Origin of the sequence: Paenibacillus sp. JNUCC-31, assembly GCF_014844075.1 — a bacterium.
Lineage (GTDB): Bacteria > Bacillota > Bacilli > Paenibacillales > Paenibacillaceae > Paenibacillus.
Map to the genome: position 1 here is coordinate 6,274,718 of NZ_CP062165.1, position 25,675 is coordinate 6,300,392.

At 48.5% G+C, this 25,675-nt stretch carries 25 protein-coding genes; 23 read left to right on the top strand and 2 right to left on the bottom strand.

Annotation, left to right across the window (positions count from 1 at the left end; translation table 11 throughout):
• The first annotated feature begins 2 nt into the window (after nt 1–2).
• The 10 genes from JNUCC31_RS27675 to JNUCC31_RS27720 all read left to right on the top strand — a co-directional run bounded on the left by JNUCC31_RS27675 (nt 3) and on the right by JNUCC31_RS27720 (nt 12,368).
• On the top strand, nt 3–833 hold the full coding sequence (locus JNUCC31_RS27675; RefSeq protein ID WP_192266453.1) for a hypothetical protein: 831 nt from the start codon (nt 3–5) through the stop codon (nt 831–833).
• Nucleotides 834–839: 6 nt separating this feature from the next.
• Nucleotides 840–1,388, top strand: a complete 549-nt coding sequence (locus JNUCC31_RS27680) for a WXG100 family type VII secretion target (protein WP_192266456.1) — start codon at nt 840–842, stop codon at nt 1,386–1,388.
• A 195-nt stretch (nt 1,389–1,583) separates the two neighbouring features.
• Nucleotides 1,584–1,859 carry a WXG100 family type VII secretion target gene (locus JNUCC31_RS27685; RefSeq protein WP_017689071.1) on the top strand — a complete coding sequence of 92 codons (276 nt, stop codon included), beginning with the start codon at nt 1,584–1,586 and terminating at the stop codon, nt 1,857–1,859.
• A gap of 156 nt (nt 1,860–2,015) precedes the next feature.
• On the top strand, nt 2,016–4,106 hold the full coding sequence (locus tag JNUCC31_RS27690) for a serine/threonine-protein kinase (RefSeq protein ID WP_192266458.1): 2,091 nt from the start codon (nt 2,016–2,018) through the stop codon (nt 4,104–4,106).
• A 33-nt stretch (nt 4,107–4,139) separates the two neighbouring features.
• Nucleotides 4,140–4,892 (top strand): vWA domain-containing protein, encoded by a 753-nt coding sequence (locus tag JNUCC31_RS27695; protein ID WP_062326150.1) that lies wholly within the window; start codon nt 4,140–4,142, stop codon nt 4,890–4,892.
• Nucleotides 4,893–4,902: 10 nt separating this feature from the next.
• Nucleotides 4,903–5,745, top strand: coding sequence for a hypothetical protein (locus JNUCC31_RS27700; protein WP_192266461.1), 843 nt, complete (start codon nt 4,903–4,905; stop codon nt 5,743–5,745).
• A 191-nt stretch (nt 5,746–5,936) separates the two neighbouring features.
• Nucleotides 5,937–6,743, top strand: a complete 807-nt coding sequence (locus JNUCC31_RS27705) for an SDR family oxidoreductase (RefSeq protein WP_192266464.1) — start codon at nt 5,937–5,939, stop codon at nt 6,741–6,743.
• A gap of 438 nt (nt 6,744–7,181) precedes the next feature.
• Nucleotides 7,182–8,360, top strand: coding sequence for an IS110 family RNA-guided transposase (locus tag JNUCC31_RS27710; RefSeq protein ID WP_192266466.1), 1,179 nt, complete (start codon nt 7,182–7,184; stop codon nt 8,358–8,360).
• 177 nt (nt 8,361–8,537) lie between these two features.
• The gene (hrpB, locus tag JNUCC31_RS27715; RefSeq protein ID WP_192266468.1) at nt 8,538–11,054 is read left to right on the top strand and encodes an ATP-dependent helicase HrpB; all 2,517 of its coding nucleotides are present in this window, start codon (nt 8,538–8,540) and stop codon (nt 11,052–11,054) included.
• A 711-nt stretch (nt 11,055–11,765) separates the two neighbouring features.
• On the top strand, nt 11,766–12,368 hold the full coding sequence (locus JNUCC31_RS27720; RefSeq protein ID WP_192266470.1) for a general stress protein: 603 nt from the start codon (nt 11,766–11,768) through the stop codon (nt 12,366–12,368).
• 137 nt (nt 12,369–12,505) lie between these two features.
• On the opposite strand, the gene JNUCC31_RS27725 is transcribed toward JNUCC31_RS27720, so the two are convergent.
• On the bottom strand, nt 12,506–12,916 hold the full coding sequence (locus tag JNUCC31_RS27725; RefSeq protein ID WP_192266472.1) for a YidH family protein: 411 nt from the start codon (nt 12,914–12,916) through the stop codon (nt 12,506–12,508).
• A 65-nt stretch (nt 12,917–12,981) separates the two neighbouring features.
• Between JNUCC31_RS27725 and JNUCC31_RS27730 the strand changes: the two genes are divergently transcribed.
• The 5 genes from JNUCC31_RS27730 (at nt 12,982) to JNUCC31_RS27750 (ending at nt 18,447) form a co-directional block, all read left to right on the top strand.
• Entirely contained in the window at nt 12,982–14,136 is a 1,155-nt protein-coding gene (locus JNUCC31_RS27730; protein WP_192266474.1) for an acyltransferase, read from the top strand.
• Between the two features lie 315 nt (nt 14,137–14,451).
• The gene (locus JNUCC31_RS27735; RefSeq protein ID WP_192266476.1) at nt 14,452–14,826 is read left to right on the top strand and encodes a replication termination protein; all 375 of its coding nucleotides are present in this window, start codon (nt 14,452–14,454) and stop codon (nt 14,824–14,826) included.
• A gap of 2 nt (nt 14,827–14,828) precedes the next feature.
• Nucleotides 14,829–15,836, top strand: a complete 1,008-nt coding sequence (locus JNUCC31_RS27740; RefSeq protein ID WP_192266478.1) for a Gfo/Idh/MocA family protein — start codon at nt 14,829–14,831, stop codon at nt 15,834–15,836.
• Nucleotides 15,837–16,366: 530 nt separating this feature from the next.
• Entirely contained in the window at nt 16,367–17,653 is a 1,287-nt protein-coding gene (locus JNUCC31_RS27745) for an MFS transporter (protein WP_192266480.1), read from the top strand.
• A gap of 110 nt (nt 17,654–17,763) precedes the next feature.
• Entirely contained in the window at nt 17,764–18,447 is a 684-nt protein-coding gene (locus tag JNUCC31_RS27750; protein ID WP_192266482.1) for an ArsR/SmtB family transcription factor, read from the top strand.
• A gap of 158 nt (nt 18,448–18,605) precedes the next feature.
• Here JNUCC31_RS27750 and JNUCC31_RS27755 read toward each other — a convergent pair whose 3' ends face one another.
• Nucleotides 18,606–19,172 carry a TraR/DksA C4-type zinc finger protein gene (locus JNUCC31_RS27755; RefSeq protein ID WP_192266484.1) on the bottom strand — a complete coding sequence of 189 codons (567 nt, stop codon included), beginning with the start codon at nt 19,170–19,172 and terminating at the stop codon, nt 18,606–18,608.
• Nucleotides 19,173–19,378: 206 nt separating this feature from the next.
• Here JNUCC31_RS27755 and JNUCC31_RS27760 point away from each other — a divergent pair, with 206 nt between their 5' ends.
• From JNUCC31_RS27760 to JNUCC31_RS27795, 8 genes are all read left to right on the top strand, one after another.
• Nucleotides 19,379–19,756, top strand: a complete 378-nt coding sequence (locus JNUCC31_RS27760; protein WP_062326163.1) for a DivIVA domain-containing protein — start codon at nt 19,379–19,381, stop codon at nt 19,754–19,756.
• Between the two features lie 61 nt (nt 19,757–19,817).
• Complete coding sequence (locus JNUCC31_RS27765) at nt 19,818–20,252, top strand: Rrf2 family transcriptional regulator (RefSeq protein ID WP_192266486.1); 435 nt, start codon at nt 19,818–19,820, stop codon at nt 20,250–20,252.
• Between the two features lie 35 nt (nt 20,253–20,287).
• Nucleotides 20,288–20,785: a metallophosphoesterase family protein gene (locus tag JNUCC31_RS27770; protein ID WP_192266488.1), complete on the top strand. Its 498-nt coding sequence runs from the start codon at nt 20,288–20,290 to the stop codon at nt 20,783–20,785.
• 231 nt (nt 20,786–21,016) lie between these two features.
• Nucleotides 21,017–21,931: a sugar phosphate isomerase/epimerase family protein gene (locus tag JNUCC31_RS27775; RefSeq protein WP_192266490.1), complete on the top strand. Its 915-nt coding sequence runs from the start codon at nt 21,017–21,019 to the stop codon at nt 21,929–21,931.
• A complete protein-coding gene (locus JNUCC31_RS27780) occupies nt 21,928–23,100 on the top strand; it encodes a Gfo/Idh/MocA family protein (RefSeq protein ID WP_192266492.1) in 1,173 nt (390 codons plus the stop codon). The genes JNUCC31_RS27775 and JNUCC31_RS27780 overlap by 4 nt, the downstream gene beginning before the upstream one ends.
• A gap of 98 nt (nt 23,101–23,198) precedes the next feature.
• Nucleotides 23,199–24,296 (top strand): Gfo/Idh/MocA family protein, encoded by a 1,098-nt coding sequence (locus JNUCC31_RS27785; protein WP_192266494.1) that lies wholly within the window; start codon nt 23,199–23,201, stop codon nt 24,294–24,296.
• Between the two features lie 264 nt (nt 24,297–24,560).
• Nucleotides 24,561–24,815, top strand: a complete 255-nt coding sequence (locus JNUCC31_RS27790; protein WP_228469273.1) for a hypothetical protein — start codon at nt 24,561–24,563, stop codon at nt 24,813–24,815.
• A 259-nt stretch (nt 24,816–25,074) separates the two neighbouring features.
• The gene (locus JNUCC31_RS27795; protein ID WP_192266499.1) at nt 25,075–25,593 is read left to right on the top strand and encodes a P-loop NTPase family protein; all 519 of its coding nucleotides are present in this window, start codon (nt 25,075–25,077) and stop codon (nt 25,591–25,593) included.
• Nucleotides 25,594–25,675 lie beyond the last annotated feature (82 nt).

Genomic DNA, 25,675 nt, shown 5'->3' on the forward strand with positions numbered 1-25,675 from the left:
TAATGTTGACGGTTCATGATTCCAAGCAAAAGGTAGTCACTTTGCAAACAAAAGAACTTTTTTTCCTGGCCGGTATTCTCGGTTCAGACCGATTGCTTGGCGTGGAAGATCCGTTCCGCGGGTATATGGCGGAAGATATTGCTTTGGAGTGGGAGCGTGTCAAAACTTCCCTGCTCGACAAAGGGTATCTGATTCAGGATCAGGACAGTAATGAGCTGATCATGACACCGACCGTTTTCTCCAGGGTAGCCATTGCGGGACTGTCCGACAGGGCTTGCTGGATTCGCTACACGCACAGCGGCAAGTCGTATGAAAGTTATGTGCATTGCACGGATGAACGGGTCGTGGAAGTATCCCGTGTTGCTGACGAACCGGATTCCTTCCGGCTAAGCGATCTTGGGAACGTTCGTGAAGCTATTGATTATCTGATCCAAAGGATGAAATGGAGTGGCCATTCTCCTGCGGAGAAACCGGCGCTAATGTGCTCCAAGAAAAAATTCTATGATGTCATGAACGATCTGAAGAACAAAGAAGTACAGGAAGTGACGGATGAGTTGGTGCAGGAAACGAGTGATCCCGAGGGGTCGCTTGCACTCGCACGCTGTCTGATGAGCAAGGAGTCAGAGGGGGAACTGCGGTTGCTCGTATGGAACGGAGAAGGTTGGAAATCACAGTCTGCAGCTTTCGCAGCAAGCACGGTTTCCAACTGGTTATTCCGAATGAGCACTGCTGCTTCAGATGATTGGCTTGTCGCAGCACTGACGACGAGAGAACAGTTTCACGAGATGCTGCTGGACTGGCTTAAACAGCCTGCAGGGGAAGAGGAAAGGTGATGGTAAATGCGCATTCGTGTGGAACCGGATGTGCTTCGGGCACTGAGCAGGCAGATTCAGTATGCGGCGGAGCAAATACAGCAAAAGATGACAGTATTGGATCAGGCTATTCATTCGCTGGAGTGGGATCTTGAAGCCCGTGCAGCGATTATGAATGAATGGGACCACAGCAAGCGACTCTGCGAGTCTGCGGTACGTCGTTTTATGGACTTGAGCGTACAGCTGGGACGCAAGGCCTTGTTATTCCAGCAGGTGGACATGGAGTATCGTACAGTGTTGAGTCATGTGAACACAGCCTATGGCAATGCGGTCAATATGTTGAATGTTCTTCAGGCGGAGCGTACAGGAGAAATTATGCCTGCGCATTCGCCAACTACTGCTGTTGTATCCGATCCATTTTCCGCGGTAGCAGCCGTGTACCGTGTACAGGATGCCGCACCGCCTGATGGCTCACCAGCGACCCTGATCCAGGCCATGCAGCCTGAGCCTGTAGCGTGGAGATTCACAGATCCCTCCTATCGGGGAAGAAGAGGAACCGAGCCTGTGGTCTCCTGAGTACATGAGATACAAGGCTGAATAAGCAAAACAGCAGAAAGTGAATTTTTTTGTATATAGGCTGTTAGGGGAAGTTTCATTGGCTGAAAATGGGGTAAATAGGATTAGGTCCTTCGGCTTTTGTCCGATCGATTCTTGTATAGTACAATTTGAACAAGACAAAATTTAATTGCACAAACCAAGGAGGAATTTACAATGGCAGGACGTATTTTAGTTACCCCAGAGCAGCTTGATCAGGTTTCCAACCAATTCAAACAAAGCGGTGAGCAAAGTCAGCAAATCGTATCTACATTGACTCAATCCATCACAAGCATGGAAGGACAATGGGAAGGTATGACCAAACAACGCTTCTTCCAGGAATTCCAGGAAGCCAGCAAACAAATGCAATCTTTCGTTCAGACGCTGAATAGCATCAGCGCGGAACTGACGGCTATTGCCAACAAATTCCGTACTGCTGACCAAGCTCGCTAATCTGCGATACATAATTCGGGCAGGTTTGATATCTGAATCGCCCAGAATCAAAGGCAGGCAGCAAGCTGAAGCTTTACAACTACAGCAAAAACCGGGCGTTGTCACAGCACCCGGTTTTTGCTGCACTATGACAGAATGACAGAGAGAGGGATAAGCATGTCTTTTCAACCAAATCCCGGGGATGAAGTGGTGATTAACGACATTGCCTATACGATTGGGCAGCATCCGGCTGCACCCGGATTGGCTTATGCCCAAGCCGGAAGGCAGGGTATTGTCTACCAATTGTTACCCCGTAACGGTTCCATAAGTGGGGCCAAAGCACTAAAAGTATTTTTTCCTAAATTTCGTATCCCGGCTATGGTGTATCAGTCTGAGCATATGGAGTCTTATAGTGAACTGCCAGGTTTGCAGGTATGCAAGCGTGATGTGCTCACTCCGGAAAGAAACGGAGCGCTCATTGGAGAACATCCCGATCTGTTGTATGCGGTGTTGATGCCATGGGTGCAGGGTCTGACCTGGTTCGATGTAATCAGTGATCAGAAACAGCTGACAGCGGAGGAAAGTCTAAAGCTGGCTAGAGCCCTTGCCGGGACTGGTTCGGCCATGGAACAGCGCGGATTGGCCCATTGTGATTTGTCCGCACCCAATGTGATGATTCCGTTTTTTTCCGAAGTGGAGAACCTGAGAGGGGTTTCGGCCGTTGAATTGGTAGACGTAGAGCAGATGTACGGTTCCAGAATGGACCGTCCGGATGCTCTGCTTGCTGGTTCACCTGGTTATGCAGCCCATCGTACAGTGCACAGCGGTTTGTGGAGTGCGTATGCCGACCGTTTTGCCGGAGCAGTCATTATTGCTGAGATGTTAAGCTGGTCTGATGCCACGATTGTGGAAAAGGCATGGGGAGAAAGCTACTTTGATCAACATGAAATGCAGACCGTAAGTGAACGTTATTATGCCATGCGTGAGTCGCTTCAAAAGCGCTGGGGCTCCAAAGTATCCGATCTGTTCATTCGTGCCTGGGAAAGCCATGATCTCAGCAGTTGCCCGACATTTGGTGAGTGGTTTGTAGCGCTGGCATCTGTCGATATTCATCTGGCAGGTGCAGTCGTTGAAGAATCCGAGGCCAAGGATGCAGATCACCCGGATGCGGTAGATACGGGCCAGCTTAAAGGGACGGAATCAGCGATCAGTACTTCGTCGGATAAGCAGGGGGTTCCGGATTCAAGCTTGTCCTACACCCCACTTGCACCAGGTCAGGAAGCAGTTGTAAATCGTCTCTTCCTACAGGCGAGAGCGCTTGAGGACGAAGACAAGCCGGCTGCAGCTCTGGAAGTGTATCGTTCGCTGCATCATTTTATTCCTCACAACAGTGCGATGCAAATGGAAGTTGAGGCGGCGATCCAGGAGCTGGACGACAAGCTTAACCCCAAGGATGATCATGCAGGTCAACCGGCAAAGGTTCCTTTTTATCGCTCCAAAAAGTTTATGATTTCTTCAGCGGTGTTGATTGTACTGTTGGCTGGAAGTGTGCCGACGGTTAAAATATTGGCCGATCAGGCCGAGGTTAAACAAAAGGAACAGGAAGCGGCTGCCAAACAGGCGGAACTCCAGGCGGCGCAGGATGCTGAGTCTGCGAAGGCTGCTGCCTTAAAGCAACAGGAAGAAGAAAAGAAACAAAAAGCGGCAGAGGCAGCGAAGCTTGATGCTGAGAAAAAGAAAAAGCTCGCCGAAGCCGAAAAACAGCAGGCCGAGGCCAAGAAGAAGGAAGAAGAGCGTAAAGCGCTACAGGCCAAGTACGACAAACAGGCGAAATATGAGGCATACCTTGCCAAGCGGAAACAACAGAAGCTTGAAGCAGCCAGGAAGGCAGAACAGGAAAAGTACGACAAACAGGCCAAATATGAAGCCTACCTGGTATGGAAGAAAGAAAACGATGCCAGGATTGCAAAGCAGGAAGCCGAACGTAAGGCAGCAGCCGAGGCACAGCGCAAGCAGGAGGCTGCCCAGAAGGCTGCACTTAAGAAAAAACGTGCCCAGAATGTGGTCACACTGATCGCTCACTACAACAAAACGTATAATGCGCAAAAAGGCAAAAAAATTGAAAATGCCGAATCATACGCGCGTGATTTCAAAAATCTGTACAACACTGATGCGGCTTATTTCAAGGGTGTAGGTAAAGTGGCAGCACGAATGAATGCGATCAATAAATTCCTGAGCAATACCAATTATTCATTACCTAACTTGTAAAATAACGTGAACAACGGAGGTGACTCATCCCAGATGAACTACACGATTCAAGCATCCCAGCGCACACCTGCACTTATTATTTATTTGATTGATATTAGCGCCTCCATGAATATGGTTCTGGAAAACCGTCGGCGGATTGATGTTGTCTATGATGCCTTATCGCTGGCTATTCGCCAAATGGTATTTCGCTCGACGAAGGGAAACCGATTGACACCCCGTTACAGGATTGCCATTCTGGCATACAGCGATGATGTGTATGATCTGTTGAACGGAATTAAGGGCATCGATGAGATTGCGGCGGTGGGTTCATTGCCTGATTTGACACCGAAAAGATTCTCGGATTCAGCGAAGGCTTTTTTGCAGGCAGAGAAGATTTTGCAGGCTGAAATTCCAAACATGCAGGATTGTCCTGCACCGCTGGTCTGTCATATGACTGATGGGGTAGCCACAGGCGAAGATCCAGAGCCGATTGCCAAAAGGATCATGGGCATGAGTGTGCCTGACGGCAATGTACTCGTAGAGAATATTTTTATATCCGATCATCTGCTGGAAGGTCCGATTGCGGAACCGAGAAGATGGAAGGGCATATCCCAGGAGACGGTGCTTCAGGATGAACATGGGGAGAAGCTGCGCAATATGTCCTCGGTTCTGCCGGAAAGTTATCGTGAGATGTTGGTTGAGGCGGATTACTTGCTTTCACCAGGTGCACTGATGATGCTTCCAGGTACATGTGCAGAACTGGTATCGATCGGATTTCAGATGTCTGCTGCTACGCCGGTGAGATAGGAGGGGAATCATGAGAGCGATGCGTTTGGCAACATTGTCTGCTGGAGGTAAGGGAAGCCATGCCAAGCAACATTCGGGCAGCTTTCGCTATGTCAGTGTCCAGACTGGAGAACAGCCGTTGACCCGTTACCAGGGCGCATTCAAGTGTCGTTATGGGTATGGGAGAGCGGCGGAGACGGTAAATCAGGGAGACACGGGACAGGACTTTGCTGCTGTTCGCATGAATGGCAATGTGTGTACCTTCGTATTATGTGATGGGGTTGGCATGAGTTACCTGGGCGATTTTGCTGCACGTTTTCTGGGGAATGCTTTGCTGGAATGGCTGGAAACGGATCAGCACCCTTCTTCAGTGACGATGGAGCGTCTGCTTCAAGACCTGACTGTTCCGGCATCTGAACAGCTGGAGAAGTTGCAGCCTTTGGACAACTCGCCTGTACTGCTGCGGGAAGTGCTGATGGAGAAGCGAAGCAGAGGAAGTCAGGCCATGTACGTGTGTGGACGCATCGAGCTCTCGGGAGGTGCCCGCAAAAGCCGAATGTGGCTTGCCTGGCAGGGTGACTCTCGCATCCGCCTCTGGCGGGGTGGACAGGAGCAGTCGGGAGCTTTCCAGTTACACTGTCGCACGAATGAGCGTTGGTCTACACTGGATGGTCCGGTTGGTGGCAAACCCCATATCTATGAAGCAAAACTGTCTGCAGGTGAACCGATTCGTCTTCAGCTGTATACAGATGGCTTGAATGATCTGGATGCGATCGAGGCTTATATTCCGGATGAACAGATCCAGGTGCTGCTGGATGCCAGACATACCGGAGGGCTTGAAGATGATGCCGCTTTCATTGAGCTGGAGTGGTGAATGTTGCTTGAAAGCATTTCGAGGCGTTCTGATCTCTTTGCTGCGATAGCTGAGGATGATCGGTGAAAAAACTTGCCCGTGTTGATTTAAAAGCCACTCTTTTTGGGTAATCTTGTGAAGAATCTACTGACAGATAGTACATGAACGTACATTCTTACATAATTGCTGAGCGAGAAGGAGTGGAATGGTTAATGACACAGCATAATGGCAAGGCACGGTTCGAAGGCAAAGTTGCAATAATTACGGGGGCTGGCTCCGGGATCGGCAAGGCAGCAGCTCTCAAACTGGCGAGTGAGGGAGCACGTGTGGCACTGCTCGATCTGGTTAATGACCGAATCTCGGAGACGGAAGCAGAAATTAATAAGCTGCATGCAGGGGCGGCAAGAGCCTTCGATGTAGACATCTCCGATCCTGCCCGGGTGGAGAAGGCCGTTTTGGAGACCATCGAATTGTTCGGCGGCCTGGATATCGTTTTTGCCAATGCAGGTATTAACGGCGTATCGGCTCCGATTGAAGAGATTCAGGTTGAGGACTGGCAGCAGATTATGACGACGAATCTAAACGGAACCTTTTTTACGATCAAGTATGCACTTCCTCATCTGAAAAAACGCGGTGGAGGCAGCATCATTATTACCAGCTCCATTAATGGCAATCAGCGTTTCTCCAGCTTTGGCATGTCAGCATACAGTACATCGAAAGCGGGACAGGTTGCTTTTGCGAAGATGGCTGCGCTGGAACTGGCCAAGTTCAAAATTCGTGTCAATGTTATCTGTCCGGGAGCGATTGCGACGAATATTGACCAAAGTACGGTCAAAACGGATGAATTGCAGCAAATCGTTATTCCGATGGAATTTCCAGAAGGACAGCAACCGCTTGCGGACGGGCCGGGTCAGCCTGAGCACGTTGCTGATCTGGTAGCATTCCTGGCTTCTGCGGAATCCAAACACATTACAGGTGCAGAAATCGTCATTGACGGTGCGGAGTCGTTGCTAAGCTAAATGAGCCTTTTGCATCCATCCAAAGAGCGTCTTTCAATCAGCAAGATATAGATCGAAATGTTTCTATTCGTCTATACGTTTATGGATCAGGATGCTTCTTCCTGTCCATATTTTGTACCCGAGAGCGAGTTGAATCGAATGATGCAAAATGCTGAAATAGGATGTATCTATAGTGGTCGTTCCTCTGGAACGGCTTTTCGTATTATTAGGTCAGCCAGAAATTTTCTGGTTGGCCTATTTTTATGGGTGTTTTACGATGGTGGTAGCCGGGAGAACGAGGGCGGCTTAGGGACAAAGAACCCGTACAAAAAACTGTTCTCTCACTACCTTCCAACGACCATGTTTGAGCTGGTTGAGGCTATGACCTCGTATCACAAGCGAAGCTATGGGTTTGGAAACCAGGTGGGAATGCCGGTAAATCGAATTAGGGAGGTTTTTATGCAACCCGTTGTTGGAATTGATGTGGCGAAAGGATGTAGTGTTATTCAGGCCTTCAAAAAGCGTAACGAACCATATGGAAGGATGGAGACCCTTCAGCATAGTGAGGAAGGTTTCGAGCGGCTAGGGGAAGTGCTCAGCATACTGAGAGAGACAAGTGGTGTGGAGCCTGTCGTTGTCTTCGAGGCAACCGGACATTATCATCGAGGTTTGACAGGATATCTGAAACGTAGCGGATGGATTCACTACATCATCAATCCTTTGCAAGCGAAACGATCCAAAGGCACACAACTTCGAAAAGTGAAAACCGATGCAGCAGATGCCTGGCATTTGGCCGAGATGTATTACCGTGGGGATGTTAAAGCGCATCGCGAGTGGGAAGAGTCCTACAGTGAGCTTCAGCACTTGACTAGGCAGCATGAGTTTGTGACCGCTATGTATGTGCAGGCGAAGCTAAACAGCAGAGCATTGCTTGAGCAGGTGTTTCCTGATTTCATCGGAGTCTTTTGCAACTTGTATGCGACAACGTCCCTAAAAGTGCTGCAAAGATGCTTGGAGAATAAGACCGAGAATGTGGAAGGTCTAATTCAGGAATGTGTGGGTAGATCTCATTCGAAGCGATGGATTGCAGAAAAAACGGAACGATTGAGGGAACTTATGGAAGGCTGGAACAGACAAAGAAGAAGCCAATCTCAAACCGTAGCACTGGCCAGCATGGTCGTGTTGCTGCTGGAGTTTGACAAGCAGTTAAGCCATTTGGAACAGCAGATGGAAGCACTGGCGATGGAACTGCCCGAAGTAGGTTTGGTTAAAAGCATACCAGGCATAGGAGGCAAACTGGCCGCTGCCATCGTGGCGGAACTCGGGAATGCAAGTCAATTCCAGGATGCGAAGCAGCTCGTCGCGTATGCAGGGTTGGATCCAGGGATTTACAGCTCAGGGAAGTTTACAGCGACAAGCAGCCGGATTACGAAGCGCGGCTCCAAGAGGCTTCGACGAGCGTTATATCTGGCCGTACAGTGCGGAATTCGAAAAGCAGACAACCGAAGGTTAAAAGAGTATTACGACAAGAAAAGAAAAGAGGGCAAGCCTTACAAGGTGGTCGTGATCGCTTGCGCCAACAAGCTTCTCCATCACGTATACGCCATCTTGAAAAAGGGCGAGCCCTATACACATTAATACCCATAATTATCCAAATAACCTCCACGCCAATGGAGGTTATTTGGGGTACAGAGAAAATTATATCAGTTTCTTGTAGTCCAGCCAAGACAACAAGGCTTGACAAACATTAGCTGGTTTTTTGTTATAATGCTAACATTCGAATAGACGTGTGGCACATCAATTAGGAGAGATGAGATGAAGACGGATTTACCGATACAACAGATTATCCCTGAGCTGAGACAGTTATTTCAGGATGAGGATACAGGTGTGTTAATTGCGGAACCAGGTGCGGGTAAAACAACCGTTGTCCCACTGGCTATGCTGGATGAGCCATGGGTAGGTGGACGAAAAATCATCATGCTGGAACCCCGCAGGCTTGCGGCTCGCTCTGCAGCCGCACGGATGGCGGCTTCACTTGGTGAAAAAGCGGGACAGACCGTAGGATATCGGGTGCGGATGGATACTCGTGTAAGTAAGGCTACTCGCATTGAAGTGGTGACAGAGGGAGTATTAACCCGAATGCTTCAACAGGATCAGGGACTGGAAGATACGGCGATGATTATCTTTGATGAGTTTCATGAGCGGCATTTACATGGCGATCTTGGTTTGGCGCTTGCGCTTGAATCCAGGGCCATGCTGCGTCCAGATTTGAAGCTGCTGGTGATGTCAGCAACGCTGGACCCGGCTCCTGTCTGTGCATTGCTGGGGGAGGGAACCCGATGGATCGATTGCCCGGGGAGGACGTTTCCGGTGGAGACCCGATATATATCCAAACCGGTATCTGCACAGCTGGAGACTTTTACAGCTCAGGCGGTCATAAAGGCACTGTCGGAACAGGAAGGAGATGTGCTGGTTTTCCTTCCAGGTGCAAAAGAAATCCATCGCACAGAACGAGAGTTGTCCAATCTCATGCTCCCTGCTCATGTTGAGATTCATTCCTTATATGGCAGCATGCCGATAGAAAGGCAGGATGAGGCTGTACGCCCTGCAGAAGCAGGCCAACGCAAGGTTGTGCTGTCTACATCCATTGCCGAATCCAGTCTGACCTTGCCAGGTGTCACGGTCGTGGTGGATGCGGGCTTGAGTCGGGCGTCGGTATTCTCGCCTCGGACCGGCATGAGCCGGCTTGTCACCTTGCCGGTGTCCAAGGCATCAGCCGATCAGCGGCGGGGGCGCGCGGGGCGGATTGCACCGGGCGTATGTTACCGGCTATGGAGCGAAGAGGCTCACGGCGCGCTGCCTGATGCAGCAAAGCCGGAGATTGCCTCCGCGGACCTTGCGCCGCTGGCGCTGGAGCTTGCCGTCTGGGGTGTACAGTCCCCTGCTGAGCTGCAGTGGCTGGACACCCCGCCTGATGCCGCCTACGGCCAGGCACAGGCGCTGCTGCGCCAGCTGGGCGGCCTGGACGACGCAGGCCGCATCACGCCCTTCGGGCGGCGGATGAACACGCTTGGCGTGCATCCGCGACTGGCCAGCATGCTGCTCCGCGCGGCGGAGCTTGGGCTGGCCAGCTACGCCAGCATGCTGGCGGCACTGCTGCAGGAGCCTGCCGGCCTCCGCAGCAGTGGCAGTGCTGGCGCGGGCACCGACTTGCGCCCGCGCGTGGAAGCGCTGCTGACCGCGGACAGCAGCGGCATGCCGCAAGCGGCAGCGTCTGTCGCAGACGGCGCTGCCGTGCGGCGCATGCTGCAGGAGAGCCGCCAGCTGCGCGCGGCGCTCGGCCCGGCGGCCGATCCGGTACGGCCGGATGAGGACAGCTGCGGATGGCTGCTGTCCTTTGCCTATCCGGACCGGATCGGGCAACGCAGGGAGGACGGCCGCTATCTGTTGAGCAGTGGCCGCGGGGTACGGCTCGCAGCGACAGAATCGCTGAGCCGTTCAACGTACCTGGTCGCAGCCGAGGCCGATGACCAGGGCGCGGATGCGCGCATCCTGCTGGCTGCGCCAGTGCAGGAGAAGAGATTGCTGGACCTTGGTCCCCATATGCTGCATGAAGAGGTGCAGGTGGCCTGGGACCGCAATACCCGAAGTGTGCGTGCGCATAGAAGGCTGCGGATCGGAGCCATTACGATGAAAGAGAGCAGCATTGCACAACCTCCTGAAGATCAGGTACTGGAAGCATTGCTCTCAGGAATACGCATGGAAGGGCTGGATAGTCTGCCTTGGACGAAATCTTCGCGGCAGTTGGCAGACAGGATGCGTTTTTTGCATCATCATTTGCCGGAATGGCCGGGTCTCATCGAGGATCATCTGACCGAAGAACTGGCAGATCAACTCCGTCCGTTTCTGACAGGCATGCGATCTGCTGCGGATCTCAAGCGATTGTCGATGCAGGATGTGTTGCTCGGTGGACTGAGCTGGGAAGAGCGACAGCAGTTGGATCGTGAAGCGCCTACACATATTCAGGTACCCAGCGGCTCGCGTATTCCGGTGGATTACAGCCGTCCTGATGACCCCACGCTCGCGGTTAGACTACAGGAGATGTTTGGACAGCAAGAGACCCCGCGTATTGGCGGTGGCCGAGTACCTTTGACCATGCATTTGCTGTCCCCGGCGCAGCGGCCTGTACAGGTCACGCGAGATCTGGCCAATTTTTGGCGGGAGACTTATTTTGAGGTCAAGAAAGATTTGAAAGGCCGTTATCCGAAGCATTATTGGCCGGATGATCCGCTCGAAGCGATAGCGACTAACCGCACCAAGCCGCGAATATAGCTAGAATGTGTCTTCAAACCTCAGTCTGAAAGTTGGGCCTGAACGTGCGAGTGTGCGACCAGATTAGGCGGTGGAGAGCTAACGAACCTGAGACGTGTTATACAGGAGTTTGAAGTGTCTGTAGAAGGATAACGAACCTGAGACGTGTTATGCAGGAGTTTGAAGTGTCTGTAGGAAGGATAACGAACCTGAGACGTGTTATACAGGGGCTTGAAGCGCCTGCAGAAGTGTAGCGAACCTGAGACACGTTATATCAGAATTAAGGGCTGTTTATGGCGTTTTTTAGGGCGTTTTAGGGGAATAACATGTCTGGCGTTCCTTACGTTTGAAAATTAGAGCATAAGATCCAAATAAGACGTCCTATGTTCTTTAAAAAAAGTAAGCCAATCCCACTTTGTCCTCCTGCCCGATTGCTCTGGAAAAAAGTAAGCCAATCCCACTTGGACCCTCATGCCCGGGTGCTTCGGCATAGGAGTTAACATCAACATCAGATCAGGCTTGGCATATCAACGGTTACTTGCCTTTGTTCAACTTCGTTTCACAACGAGTGCAGATCCCGCCTTGTTACATGCATGGTTACTTGTTGATATTTCGGTTTTCGGTGCTGTTCCGTGGCCTCTATGGATGTAATATGTCGATTAAAGCGTTTGAAAGAAAACAAGGCGGGTAATAACATAGCGAACCACTCAATTACATGAGGAGGAATCCACTATGCAGAAGAAAATCGTAGGTGTGTTTAATACAGAACGTGAGGCATCATCGGCCATCGAGGGACTGAAAGCGCAAGGTTTCACTTCAGACGAAATTTCGGTGGTCACACAGGACCGGGATGAACTGAAGGCGATTCGCGAAGAGACAGGCACGAAAGCGCCTGAAGGTGTAGCTGCAGGTGCGGCAACAGGTGGCGTGCTCGGCGGAGTAGCTGGTTTGCTCGCAGGTATCGGGGCACTCGCGATTCCGGGTATAGGTCCTATACTGGCAGCTGGCCCCATTGCCGCAGCCTTTACGGGTGCTGCTGTGGGCGCAGGAGCAGGCGGACTGGTAGGAGGACTCGTAGGTCTCGGTATCCCGGAAGAGGATGCCAGACAGTATGAGGAATACGTGCAAAATGGCAAAATCCTGCTGCTCGTGGACTCCACGGATCGAGACACGGATGTTTATCATGTGTTCAGCACGAACAGTGATTTGAACCGGGACAGCATGGGTGTCCACCGAGAAGAGGTGGCAGCTGAGCGCCCGGATCTGGATATGGAAGAGCGGAGAATGGAAGCCCAGAATAAGGCGGCTCGATTTGGCAACAATACTTTTCTATAATTTGTATGACCAAGGACAGGTTATCTAACTGGAATGATATATTTGATCCATCAGTATGGTCATCAGCCGGTTTCCTTAGAGGAAGCCGGCTTTTGTACCTGTGTTTCATTTTTAAATGAACGCTAGTGCGTCAGGTGTTAATTCTGCCAGGCAGGGAATAACAATACATACAGTAATACGGCAAGAGCCAATCCGATCACCAGCAGCATCAGTGTCAGGAACCGGATTAATCCGGTGGAAGCCTGGAACGTCTGTGAATTGATCTGATTGCGTTTTCGGTGGTAAGCGGAAGCGGAGTACAGGATGATCGACATACCGCTGACCAGGGAGGTAATACCGATGATGATTGCCGCAATATGAGCCATCCGGTCATATGCTGTGGAACTGAAGCCGAATCCGGCTGCAAGAAAGCCGACCCCGATCATGGCAATGCCGGTACGTACCCAAGCCAGAAAGGTCCGCTCGTTAGCCAGATGCTGTTGTACATATTTGGAGTCAATGGTGGTTAGATCTTGGTCTCTGTCTGAGATGTGAATCACCTCGTTCATCAATATATATGATTTTATTGTACGTCGTTTTCATGGCAAAACCAAGAAAGGAGGCTGTTTGTGATATGCCTCGTAAAGAACGAATTGCTGAAATTGAAAGTCTGAGGGGAATTGCTTTTGCAGCAGTTGTCCTTCAGCATTCCATAGCTCATTATTCTCTGGTTCCTGAAGCTGGACTGCAAGACGGTGTATTGTTCGCGATCCTGCTGATGCTGTCCAAATTTGCTGTCCCGCTGTTTATTTTTATCACAGGCATGGTACTTTTCTACAATACAGGAGACAAGCTGCACTATGGACGCTTCATGCAAAAGCGATTAACGGACGTTATCGTCCCATATATCATCTGGTCACTGATCTATTTTACACTCTCGCCTCGCGGCTGGAACGGATTTGGTTGGGGAAATATCCCTGACCTTGGTTTAAAATTAATCACGGGTAAAACGACCTCACATTTTTGGTACATCATCATGCTAATTCAGTTTTATCTGTTGTTTCCCCTGTTTTTGCGGGCAATTCGATATGTATACAATCGGTACGAGGCTAGGGGGCGCATGATCGCTCTTCTGATCTCCGGTGTGGTGTATCTTGTTCTCGCGGATCAATTGAGAAATATCGCCAAGGTTATGGAAGGGTTGAATATCCCGGTGCTGACGGATGTCTTTACGACTTATGCAGATCGAAATTTTCTGTATTTCTTTTTTTATTTTGTGCTTGGTGCGGCAGCCGGGCTATCGGTCCAACGCTGGAATGAATGGATTCATCGTTTACGCTGGGTTTATTGGTCCGTGTTTATTGTTCTTGGTCTACGGTTTATATATATGTTAATGCTTGAATTCCAGAAGCCGGAGGGCATACAGATTACGTTCTATACCGTCAGTCTTATCCGTCCGGATATGATCGTATTCCTGATCGCTTCCATCATGGTGATGTACCAGCTGGCAGGCAAGCTCCATCATGTCAGGGGAACACGATTGCTGGCGTGGATTGGCGGGGTTTCGTACGGGGGTTACCTGATGCATATGCTTATGTTGCGTTATAGTTATATTCCAGATGAACAGTTTTATGTGGCACTGGGGTTAAACCCGGTAGTCCGGCTGATCATCACCTGGTTGCTGGCTCTTGCATTATCCTGTGTACTTACATGGCTCATCTCCCGCACAAGCTGGGGCAAGTGGATTGTCGGAACGGTACCTAAATCAAAGTCGAAGTCTACTGGATGAGTGAATACATCATTATATGAAAAATTCACAACAGTTAACGCAAATGTATGCAAAAATATCACCACTTTCACCGTATTAATTTGTGCAGTCAATTGAAATGTACACTTGTAGAATATATTTCAAAATTTCATTACATGAAAAGTTCACAACAGCAACCTCAAATCCTGCTCTTGCTTACGTTCCCGTTACCCATTCATTTTCGCTCTAGCTCTCCTACGCCCAGGGATTAAAGGAAGAAAGACGGATAAAGATGGCAGAAGGGGAACATAAGTTTTATAATACTAGATATACAGGGCTGACAGGAGGGGATAGAGCGTGGCTTTTATGATTGCGCAGCGGGCATTTATTAAGCTGTATCTGATTACGATGGTCGAACAACATAGGGGATATGGCTATGAAATGCTGGAGGCAATGAAGCAGGAATTCAAAGCCTACGGTTATGTACCACCCCAGAGCGAAATATACCGGGCGCTGCACGAATTGGTTCAACAGGGTGTCTTTTACCGTACGAAGAAGTTGAAGGGCAATGATCCCAAAGTCGATTTTCAGGAAATTGTTTTATATCACTTCACGGATGATGGTGCGGAGAAAGCCGAATTATATAAAAAACAGGTCAAAGCCGATCTTGATCGTTGTCTCGGGATGTTGCACAAGGCAGAAGAGGACAATTACGGAGCGAAAGGAAGATAAGCATGAACAGACACTTACAGTGGGGCGTACTTGGTACATCCACAATCGCGAAAAATGCAGTCATTCCGGCGATCCAGCAATCCGAGCGTGGTGAGGTCCTGGCGATAGCCAGTCGCAGCAAGGAGAAGGCTGAAGCTCTTGCGAGTGAACTCGATATCGCGAGAGCCTATGGCAGCTATGATGAACTTATTGCTGATCCGGATATTGAAGCCGTCTATATTCCTCTGCCGAACCACATGCACAAGGAGTGGACGATCAAGGCAGCACAGGCTGGAAAGCATGTTTTATGTGAAAAACCGGCAGCCTTAAATGCGGAAGAAGCAGCAGAAATGATTGAGGCATGTCAACAGCATGGCGTTCTTTTTGCAGAAGCGATTATGTATCGGTATCATCCGAAGCATAGACGCGTACAAGAGATTATAGCCAGTGGGGAGATTGGTGCTGTGAGAGCCATCCATGGCAATTTCACCTGTAATACCGCTGATGACAAAGACAATGTGAGATTTAAAAGAGAGATGGGCGGAGGATCATTATTTGATCTTGGCGTATATCCGATCTCGGCAGCCCGTATGTATCTGGGACAGGAGCCGGAAGCTGTAACGGTACACGCTCTATTCTCGGAAGAGCATGATGGTGTCGATATGATGGCTTCAGGACTTGTGGAATTTCCGAATTCGGTAGCGTTAACCTTTGACTGCGGCATGTGGGCCTCTGGACGAGCCGAGATGGAGATCCTCGGTACCGATGGACGGATTGAACTGCCCAAAGTGTTCGGCTGGGAGAACAGTGATATTCCACCGCAAATTATTGTACATACCGATTCCGTCAGCCGTGAGGAACGTGTATCGGTGTCTAACTCCTATGTTTTGCAGGCGGAGACCTTTGCAGCCGCGGTGCTTGAAGGAGAAACGTTACCGTTCAGTCCGCAAAATACGATTCAGAATATGCGTGTCATAGATGCTTGCCTGGAATCGGCCCGAACTCGTCAACGGGTGCAACTGGTTGATTAGATAGGACATGAATCAGACAGGGTTGAAATGATAGACTCCATCCTCCGGGATGTGAGTCTTCTTCTGTGTTTATATGTTATATTTACATATTTTTACAAAAATAACGGTTGGATTTGATATTTCCTCCAAAATAATATGGCATGTATAGTCAATGGATAGATTTTTAACTACAATATGGCAGAACGTAATCTTGGCAGATTGCACACCTCACATCGCTTACATAGTGGCAAGGTTCATCCATTTTGAGCTATTGGAAGGCTCCGGCTTCCGTCATTCTGACCGCATTCTAGAGGGGAGGACTAGCAGAGCAATAGAGTAATAAGACAGGTTCATATGAAGACTAAACAAAGCAGACCCATAAGGGAGTCTGTTTTTTTCTTTTTTTTCAAACAAACGTAATGTTAAAGAAACGATAGGGATTGAAATTTCAAACGTTAAAAATATTTTCACGAAAGGGTTGATTTTCGCATACCATACGTTAAAATAAAATTAATGTTAAAATTATTTTCACGTTGAGAGGTGGAGTATTCATGAGCGAAGGTACAGTTGCAGGTAAGCAAGGGATCGGAGAATTAATTCGGATCAGGCCTTATGTACAGTTTATGCTGAGCAAGGTTGTATCCAGATTCGGCGATTCGATTGATTCCATAGCCTATAGCTGGATGGTGTACATTCTGACTGGTTCAAAGCTATTAATGGGAACTCTGCTGGCGGTGAATTTTTTGCCAAGTATTTTTTTGGGGTTATTTGTCGGCGCACTGGTGGATCGCATGTCACCGAAAAAAGTAATTGTGCTCACCAATACTGGTCGTGGATTGTTCGTTGGCATTACAGCACTTTTGTTTGGTCTGGGTGAGCTGCAAGTCTGGCATCTGTTTGTCATCACCGTTCTGAATTCCCTCCTGGAGTGTTTCGCGTCACCAGCTGAGGTATCCAGTGTACCGCGTTTGCTTCCCAAGTCGATGCTCCTGTCGGGTAATGCCATGGCCTCATCTGCAACCCGGGTTGCGGAACTCGCAGGACTTGCAGTGGCAGGTACGTTAATTGCAACGGCAGGGATCACATGGACGATTCTGATCGATGCGGGTTTGTTTGCCTTAAGTGCACTCCTTATGAGCCGTGTAGGTTACCCGAATGTTTTAACATCATCTAACAATGAAAATACGTCATCACATTCACCGGATTCTCCTCCGGCAAGAAAAAGCATATTCTCTGAAATGACGGAAGCCTTTCATTTTATGCGTAAACATGTGTTGTTACTGATCGTCTCCATTCTGTTTGCCTTCGTTAACTTCTGTCTGATGCCGTTCAATGTCCTTCGCACGCCATATGTCATTGAAACGTTGCACGCCGGAGCGGGAGGACTAAGTCTGCTCAGCGGACTGATCGTGGGAGGCATGGTACTTAGCGGCTTGTGGCTGTCACATCGAGGGTCTAATTACCGAAAAAGTGTACTGGTCGTTGCCGGGATTGTCATGGTGGGGCTCAGTTATGCGATGACTGCACTCCCCGCTTACATGACGTCTTATCAGCTTCCTGTTGCTGCTGTCTTTTGTCTGATGATGGGTATGGGAATTCCGCTCGCAACCACACCCCTTGCATCCTATCTCATGGAAGTTACGCCCTCCGAAATGCTCGGCAGGGTGTATGCTCTTCAAAGTATGCTGGTCGTGAGTGTATCCCCAATTGGGAGCTTGGTTTCAGGAGCTCTTGCAGATTGGGTGGCATTACCGATTCTGTTTATCGTGTTTGGTGTCTTGCTGGCGATGTCAGCCGCTTTAGTGCTTTTGAGCAAGACGTTTCGCACTGTTTTATAATTAGGCAGCCTGAATCCTGTTATCTCCGGTCTGTTTTGACCGAAACCCTGTCCGGACGGTATAATATACACATGATGGGCAACAGGTACCCCGGAAATGAGGATACAGGTATGCAGCGCAAAGTACTTTCAACGATTGAAGAAATCAAGGTCTACTCCGATCCGTATCGGATACAGATCATGAATATGTTTAACAAACAGGGCAGACCCTCTACGGTCAAAGAGATCGCCGACCAGATGGGCGAGGTACCAGCCAAGGTACATTATCATGTGAAAAAACTGGAGAAAATCGGTCTGCTCACCATCGTATCCACTCGTGAAATTAATGGAATCATCGCCAAATATTATGAACCCTTCAAGGGAGAAATTCAGCTCCGTAACGAAGATGAAGAGAATTCACCTTTGAAGGAGGTATTTCGTTCCGAAACCTTCAAATTGTTAAATGAAATGTATGAGCAGAGCCGTCGGCGATTTATGAATCAGGCGGAGAACGGGGACCGCATGTTCATCACGGATATGACGTTGTATGCTAGCCGGGAAGAAGTAGAGCAGCTGTACAACAATATTACGAAGATGTGTGAACCCTATTTAACGAAAGATAAGCATAGTACGGACCAGGAGGCCTTTCATTTATTCAGTTCCTTATCCAAAGATACGGTGAATAAGCCCGTTTCGGAAACAGATGTGAAATTGAAAAAGAAGGTTTCACCCGATAAGGGCAGGTCTGTTGCAAAGGCGTCAAAACCTGCTAAAAAGCAGAAGAAATCCTCGTCTGGTGGTCAGGCGGAAGAGTAATTGAAGCATATTCATCGGCTTTATTGAAGTTTCGTCTGGGTAAAGATGATATGCTCTACCAAGAAAAAAGCCGCCATTGGCGGCTTTTTCATGCGTAATTTGGGATGATGGAAGACATGTACTTATATTAGCTTAAACGATCTTAATTCGTTCATAAACTACATGTTTTCATCATAATCTTTCACGTCACGTTTGGCTGCGGTTGCGGGGGAGTTCGATGTGCCATACTCCTCGACGGCTTCCCAGGCGTCAGCGTTATCGAACTTGCCAGCATTGCGCTGTCTTACTTCTCCGGCACCGGTTGGCGGCATCGTCATGACCTCCTCTTCAACCGGCCGTTCGTTGCTTAACTCGCGGTTAGGCGTATCATCGATACAGTAGGCTGTGTAAGGGATTGCCTCAAGTCGTTCGAAGGGAATATCTTTACCACAGGTCACACAGGTGCCATACGTTCCCTGATCGATTCGCTCCAACGCTTCGTTTACCTGATTGAACTCGTCGGTTAACGTATCATCGATCGCCAAATCACGGCTTCGCTCAAACGTTTCCGTACCGGCGTCTGCCGGGTGATTATCGTATGATGACAGTTCGCCTGTTGAATCTTTCAGGGATTCGGCGGGAGCACCGTCTTCCATGCTGGATTCAAAATGGCGCTGTAGGTTTTCGCGTTGTTCCAAAAGAACGTTTTTTAGTTGTTGAAGTTGAGCTTTGTTTAATGTACTCATAAGAACATGCTCCTTTCCCGCAATGGGGTTGTAGTCAGTCCTTACCCGAATTTCACAAAAAGCAATCAGTTTCGCGTATAAAGAGGGGCGTACGATTTTATATCTGACGGATAATGTGTTATAAAAAATAGAGAGAGAAAATGCGGCGGTATCTGCGATCCTACCGATGCATACCGCGGCGCGTTTGATAATGGAGGGTTGCCAATATGGATGAGCATATGAAACGAAGATTGGACAAACAAAGACAATTATTCAAGCAATTGGGCGTGCAGCTCGACGCCTTATCCATTCATGAAAAACAATTCAACTATAAACTTCGTGGTTATGATCCGGATGAGGTGGATGCCTATCTGGATTTGGTTATTAAGGATTACGAACGTTTCTATGCCAATATAGCGGATCTGATGGACAAGTGGCAAGAACAGCAGTTAACGATTCGGGATCTGAAATCAACGGCGAAGCCTGTAGAAGATCCAACGAAGATTGATCGCAAACAGCTGGATGATATTGTGAAACAACTGGAATACAGTGTTCGGCAATTAAAAATTAGGGCCCGCCCTGAGCAGGACCTGTTCTCGGAGTAAACTGCACATCTGGGATGAGATAAAATCAGCATTTTAATGCTCAACTAAAAGGTGGTTAATCATGAGTACTCATTTTTCGGTCAGTGTGCATTGTTTGTTGTTGTTGTCTTTCAGCGCGCCTGAGCGAGTCACTTCGGCACTGATTGCTGGTAGTGTGAATACGAACCCTGTCGTGGTCAGACGTATTCTGGGCGGGTTGAAAAAGGCAGGACTTGTTGACTCCTCACCAGGAACAAGAGGATTCTATCTTGCCAAGCCTTCAAGCGAAATCACATTAGCGATGATCTATCAGGCTGCCAAGGATGAAGGCCCGTTGTTTCCGATTCACGGTAACTGCAATCCGAATTGTGATGTGGGCCTTCGGATCGATAGTCTTCTGACCAATCTCTACCAGGTTGCCGAATCCAAGGTGGAACAGTTCTTCGCATCCATTACCCTTGAAGATATGGAGCGTTCCTGTTCCCAGTTGGAAGTTCTTCCATCACATGCTGAATAAAGCGTAATGTAGGGAAAGGGAAGGTGTGCTGTACTATGAAAATTATTGTCATCTCGGACACTCATTTGCCTCGAAAAGCACGTACGTTACCCGCTCCCCTGGTTGAGGCGCTATCCGATGCCGATCTGATTCTCCATGCGGGGGACTGGTCGGACTGGAGTGTATACAAGCTGCTCAGCGCTTATGCACCCGTTGAAGGTGTTGCAGGCAATACGGACCCGCCTGAAATAGGTCAAAAACTAGGGTTCTCCCGCATCGTTGAGGCGGACGGTTTGCGTTTTGGTCTTGTACATGGTCATCTTGGAACGAAGTCTACCGAGCAGAATGCGATCCATACCTTTGCAGGGCAGCAGGTGGATGCTGTGATATTCGGACACTCGCACATCCCGGTGATGCATACGGTTAATGATGTGCTGATATTTAATCCGGGTTCTCCTACGGATCGGCGACGCCAATCGCAGTATTCTTTTGGTATCATGACGACACAGATGGGGAAATTGCAGGCGGAACATGTTTTTTTTGATGCAAAATAGAAGTTGAAAACCAGGCATCTCGAATCAGAAGGATCTTCTGTTATTCGAGGTGCTTTTTGCTATGTGTATGTTCAAAAGAGAACTTGCAAGTTATCTCTGAATGGGGAATATGGTCTGCTGTTTATCTGTCGTTCATCTCTTCGCGTTGACCTCTATGGAGGCATTCGTATGAATGATACAATGCGTTTACAACCATAAATTGAATACGTTTACATAAGGAGATGAATGTTGATGAAGTTATCTGTATTCACTGTAGCCACACCGGACTTGACGGCAGATGAATTGGCTTCTGCTGCAGCCGCAGCTGGCATCGAAGGGATTGAATGGAGATATCGCGGAATACCGACTGATGCTCTGTCAGAAGAACCTTCCTATTGGAGACATAATCGTTGCTCGATCGATCCGGACCAGTGGGAGGAACAGGTACCAGCATTCCGTGAAGCGGCAAAAAAGCATGGCAGGCAATCGATTGCATTGGTGCCGTATCTGAGCTGTGGAGATCTGCTTGCTACAGAGCAGGCGTTTCAAGCGGCTAAGGCCTTAGGCGCATCCATGATGCGTGTAGGGGTTCCGGGCTATGATCGCACAACCAGCTATCCTGAATTGTACAAACAAGCCGTGCATTACCTGAGTGAAGTTCAGGAGATGGCCCAACAGTATAAGGTAAAGGCAGTAGTAGAAACCCATCATCTAACGATTGCACCCACTGCATCACTGGCTTATCGGCTTGTGCAATCGCTGGACTCACAGCATGTGGGCGTTTTGTACGATCCAGGCAACATGGTCCATGAAGGATATGAGAACCATCGTATGGGACTGGAATTGCTGGGACCTTATCTGGCACATGTGCATGTGAAAAATGCGGGCTGGTTCAAGGATGCATCGAACATGAATTCGAAATCCAGTGTAAATGAAGAGAATACAAAAATCTCGATAGCATCGGCCTGGCATTGCCAGTGGACCCCCTTGACCGAAGGCGTGGTGAACTGGTTGCAAGTATTCCGCGACCTGAAATCCGTTGGATATGACGGGTATTACGGCATTGAGGATTTTAGCGGAGTTTTGGAATCGAAGGCGATGTTACAGCATTTTGCAGATGTGTTTGCCGAAATTGAGCGTCGAGTTGACGAGGAGGTACAGGTATGAGTTTGGTTCGAGTAGCGGTCATTGGAATTGGAAATATGGGCGCAGCGCATGCCAGAACGTTGGTGGCTGGAGAAGTACCAGGTGCAGAACTGGTGGCTGTGTGTGATGTGAGACAAGAAATGGAGAGCTGGGTATCCAGCAACCTTCCGGCTTCAGTCACCTATTGGCAGGATGCGGAGCAGATGATGTCATCAGGGACGATTGATGCGGTCATTATAGCCACTCCGCATTATGACCATCCCGAAAAGGCCGTTCAGGCTTTTCAGTATGGTTTGCATGTCATGATCGAGAAACCTGCCGGAGTATACACCAAACAAGTACGCGAGATGAATGAAGCGGCGGCTGCCAGCGGTAAAGTGTTTTCCATGATGTATAACCAGCGAACCAACCCTTTATATATCAAGTTAAGGGATCTGATTGCCTCGGGAGAACTGGGTGAGGTACGGCGCACCAACTGGATTATTACGAACTGGTATCGCTCCCAGAGCTATTATGATTCGGGCGGTTGGCGGGCAACCTGGGCTGGTGAAGGAGGCGGAGTCCTGATCAACCAGGACCCTCACCAACTGGACCTGTGGCAATGGACCATCGGCATGATGCCCGTTCGTGTGCGGGCCTTCTGTTCATTCGGCAAATACCGGAACATTGAAGTGGAGGATGATGTAACGGCATATGTAGAGTATGAAAATGGAGCCACAGGTGTATTCGTGACCACGACGGGTGAAGCACCGGGCACCAACCGATTCGAGGTCAATGGGGATCGCGGCAAAATTGTCATTGAAGATGGTCAGTTGACCTTCTGGCGTCTTCGTGAACCTGAGCCGGAATTCAATCAGAGATTTACCGGAGGATTTGGGCAGCCGGAATGCTGGAAGTGCGAGGTGCCGATTACTGGTGTGGAAACCGGACATCCCGGTCTGATTCGCAACTGGATCGATGCCATCCTGAACGGGACTCCGCTCATTGCTCCGGGAGAAGAGGGTATCCATGGTTTAACATTGTCCAATGCCATGCTGCTGTCGACCTGGACGGATAACTGGGTGGATCTGTCGATTGATGAGGATTTGTTCTATGAGCATTTACAGCAGCGGATTGCCAGTTCAAATACAAAGAAAGACAAGGCAGGAAGCAGCAGTCAGCCTGCTGATCTGTCACAGACATTTAAGTAGTGTTCATTTGCACAAATGCAGGGTCCAGGGACTCACTTTCAATACGTAATCAGATGAGGCACTAATTGAAATGCCCATAAGGGAAGGATGGATAAGACATGGCAAAAGACGGAATGTTCTATGCTCCAAAGAGTGTGAAAAAAGAGGTAGTATGCGGCCCTGGGGAATTTGTCATCGGGGCAGTTGCACTGGATCACGGGCACATCTATGGCATGGTTGGCGGTCTGGTGGAGGCTGGGGCAACGCTCAAATGGGTATATGATCCTGACCCGGCTAAAGTCGAGGCTTTTCGGAAACAGTTCCCGCAGGCACAGATCGCTGCAACGGAAGCGGATGTACTTGCAGACGATGAAGTGCAGCTCATAGCTGGAGCAGCCATCACATCGGAACGTGCGCCACTCGGCATGAGAGTCATGGCCGCAGGCAAAGATTATTTTACGGACAAAGCCCCCTTTACCACACTGGATCAACTGGCCCTTGCGCGTGAAGAGGTCAAACGCACTGGGAAGAAGTATATGGTCTACTATAGTGAGCGTCTTCACGTTGAAAGTGCGATCTATGCCGGACAACTGATCGAACAGGGAGCCATCGGCAAGGTTGTACAGGTTATGGGGACGGGGCCGCATCGATTGAATGCGGGTGGTCGGCCTGAATGGTTCTTCCAGCATGAAAAGTATGGCGGCATCCTCTGTGATATTGGAAGTCATCAGATCGAGCAGTTTCTGACCTTTGCTTCGTGTACGGATGCAGAGGTAGGGTTCAGCAGGGTGCACAACTTCAATCATCCACAATTCCCGGAACTTGAGGACTTTGGCGAAGCATCACTGATCGGTAACAATGGCGCTTCCGGTTACTTCCGGGTGGACTGGTTTACACCGGATGGTTTGGGTACCTGGGGAGATGGGCGAACGGTTATTTTGGGAACAGATGGTTACATTGAACTGCGTAAGTATATCGACGTGGCGAGAGAGCGTGAAGGCGATCAGGTGTACCTGGTTAACCATGAAGGAGAATATCGCTATAGCGTCAAAGGACAGGTCGGTTATCCGTTCTTCGGAGAACTCATCCGGGATTGTCTGAATCGAACAGAGATCGCGATGACACAGGAGCATGCGTTTAAGGCGGCAGAACTCTGTTTGATTGCGCAGCATAAGGCAATGAGCGAGAGAGTGGTATGGAGTAGTGGTGTGAAGTGAACGGTTTTATGTAAAATAAAATAGTAATTATATTGGAGGGCGGCCTGATGTAAAGGCTGCCCTTTGGTTTGTTGTCGGCACTTCGCAAATGGAACAATATGGTTTATTATGTATGTAGTTCAGAAATTAAGTTGAATGTGTGGAGTTTGCGAAGTACATAAATTAGATGTTATATGAAAGATCGGAAAAACAAGTAATTCAATAAAATTAAAGAAATAGAGGATGAATTCTGTGGCAATCTGTATTAAATTCAAGTTATATAGAATGGATGATAACAAAGCAGTATATGCGTATGGGGATTGTTCAGAAAACTTGGAGGGACTATTTGAACTAGATTTAGAAAAATTAATATCAGGCGAGATTCCAAGTGATACGGATATGAGGGAAGTAGTGAAAGTAATTAAACCATGCATAAGTGATATAGATTACCAACATAAAGCAAACAGGGCATTTAGTAAAATCTATAAACATTATAAAGAGGCAAGAACTTATTTATTAGAAGGCGGTTATTATGCATAGATTTTACTGATTAACACAATGAATAAACACAAAGTTGTGGAAGTAGTTCAAGATGCCCGATCCATCATATAACACATTATCTACGCTGCGGGCTCTGCCCTTGGTTCGCAAGATGGAGTAGTCAGAGAAGTGGAATCAGCTCACAACCCTACGAGGCTAAGTCCGTTGGACCCGGCGTGCGCGCCTTAAGCCTCTCGGGTTCGTAGATACACAAACGTTATGTGAAATCACTTGAAATCCATTAAATAAAGGAGAAGCTATGACCGAATTGCCAAGAAGAATACACATCATTGGCTCTACTGGAAGTGGTAAAACATATCTAGCTAAAAATTTATCTAAACAATTGGACATTCCTCACTATGAACTAGACAAGGTAATGTGGAGTAGTTCAGTAGAAATGGCAGGGAAAAATTCTCCTGAAGTTCGTGACAAACTATTAAATGAAATAATAGTAAAAGACTCTTGGATTGTTGAAGGAGTTTATTACAAGTGGCTGGCTGAGAGTTTCGATTTAGCGGACAAAATTATATTTTTAACACCAAACACTTTTGTAAGAGACTTAAGAATAATTAATAGATTTATTAAACAAAGAATAGATATTGAAAAGTCTAATTATAGACAAACACTAAAAGGACTATTGGAAATGATTAAATGGAATCATGGATTTGAAGCGCAGAAAAAGAAGGAGATCTTAGAAATATTAAAACCGTATGATTACAAATTAGAAATATTAAAGAATAATAATGCAAAATCAATGAGAGTAATTCAAAGAAGCTGAGTGACCTCACATAACATAATATTCAAGCAGCGGCTCCTTTGGAGCCTTGGTCTTCAAGGTGGATTTCGAAGAGGCATTTCAG

Bases quoted from the DNA above. Each gene is read 5' to 3' on its own strand.
- JNUCC31_RS27675 (WP_192266453.1), top strand. From the start codon at position 3: ATGTTGACGGTTCATGATTCCAAGCAAAAGGTAGTCACTTTGCAAACA.
- JNUCC31_RS27680 (WP_192266456.1), top strand. From the start codon at position 840: ATGCGCATTCGTGTGGAACCGGATGTGCTTCGGGCACTGAGCAGGCAG.
- JNUCC31_RS27685 (WP_017689071.1), top strand. From the start codon at position 1,584: ATGGCAGGACGTATTTTAGTTACCCCAGAGCAGCTTGATCAGGTTTCC.
- JNUCC31_RS27690 (WP_192266458.1), top strand. From the start codon at position 2,016: ATGTCTTTTCAACCAAATCCCGGGGATGAAGTGGTGATTAACGACATT.
- JNUCC31_RS27695 (WP_062326150.1), top strand. From the start codon at position 4,140: ATGAACTACACGATTCAAGCATCCCAGCGCACACCTGCACTTATTATT.
- JNUCC31_RS27700 (WP_192266461.1), top strand. From the start codon at position 4,903: ATGAGAGCGATGCGTTTGGCAACATTGTCTGCTGGAGGTAAGGGAAGC.
- JNUCC31_RS27705 (WP_192266464.1), top strand. From the start codon at position 5,937: ATGACACAGCATAATGGCAAGGCACGGTTCGAAGGCAAAGTTGCAATA.
- JNUCC31_RS27710 (WP_192266466.1), top strand. From the start codon at position 7,182: ATGCAACCCGTTGTTGGAATTGATGTGGCGAAAGGATGTAGTGTTATT.
- hrpB (WP_192266468.1), top strand. From the start codon at position 8,538: ATGAAGACGGATTTACCGATACAACAGATTATCCCTGAGCTGAGACAG.
- JNUCC31_RS27720 (WP_192266470.1), top strand. From the start codon at position 11,766: ATGCAGAAGAAAATCGTAGGTGTGTTTAATACAGAACGTGAGGCATCA.
- JNUCC31_RS27725 (WP_192266472.1), bottom strand. From the start codon at position 12,916: ATGAACGAGGTGATTCACATCTCAGACAGAGACCAAGATCTAACCACC.
- JNUCC31_RS27730 (WP_192266474.1), top strand. From the start codon at position 12,982: ATGCCTCGTAAAGAACGAATTGCTGAAATTGAAAGTCTGAGGGGAATT.
- JNUCC31_RS27740 (WP_192266478.1), top strand. From the start codon at position 14,829: ATGAACAGACACTTACAGTGGGGCGTACTTGGTACATCCACAATCGCG.
- JNUCC31_RS27745 (WP_192266480.1), top strand. From the start codon at position 16,367: ATGAGCGAAGGTACAGTTGCAGGTAAGCAAGGGATCGGAGAATTAATT.
- JNUCC31_RS27750 (WP_192266482.1), top strand. From the start codon at position 17,764: ATGCAGCGCAAAGTACTTTCAACGATTGAAGAAATCAAGGTCTACTCC.
- JNUCC31_RS27755 (WP_192266484.1), bottom strand. From the start codon at position 19,172: ATGAGTACATTAAACAAAGCTCAACTTCAACAACTAAAAAACGTTCTT.
- JNUCC31_RS27760 (WP_062326163.1), top strand. From the start codon at position 19,379: ATGGATGAGCATATGAAACGAAGATTGGACAAACAAAGACAATTATTC.
- JNUCC31_RS27765 (WP_192266486.1), top strand. From the start codon at position 19,818: ATGAGTACTCATTTTTCGGTCAGTGTGCATTGTTTGTTGTTGTTGTCT.
- JNUCC31_RS27770 (WP_192266488.1), top strand. From the start codon at position 20,288: ATGAAAATTATTGTCATCTCGGACACTCATTTGCCTCGAAAAGCACGT.
- JNUCC31_RS27775 (WP_192266490.1), top strand. From the start codon at position 21,017: ATGAAGTTATCTGTATTCACTGTAGCCACACCGGACTTGACGGCAGAT.
- JNUCC31_RS27780 (WP_192266492.1), top strand. From the start codon at position 21,928: ATGAGTTTGGTTCGAGTAGCGGTCATTGGAATTGGAAATATGGGCGCA.
- JNUCC31_RS27785 (WP_192266494.1), top strand. From the start codon at position 23,199: ATGGCAAAAGACGGAATGTTCTATGCTCCAAAGAGTGTGAAAAAAGAG.
- JNUCC31_RS27790 (WP_228469273.1), top strand. From the start codon at position 24,561: ATGGATGATAACAAAGCAGTATATGCGTATGGGGATTGTTCAGAAAAC.
- JNUCC31_RS27795 (WP_192266499.1), top strand. From the start codon at position 25,075: ATGACCGAATTGCCAAGAAGAATACACATCATTGGCTCTACTGGAAGT.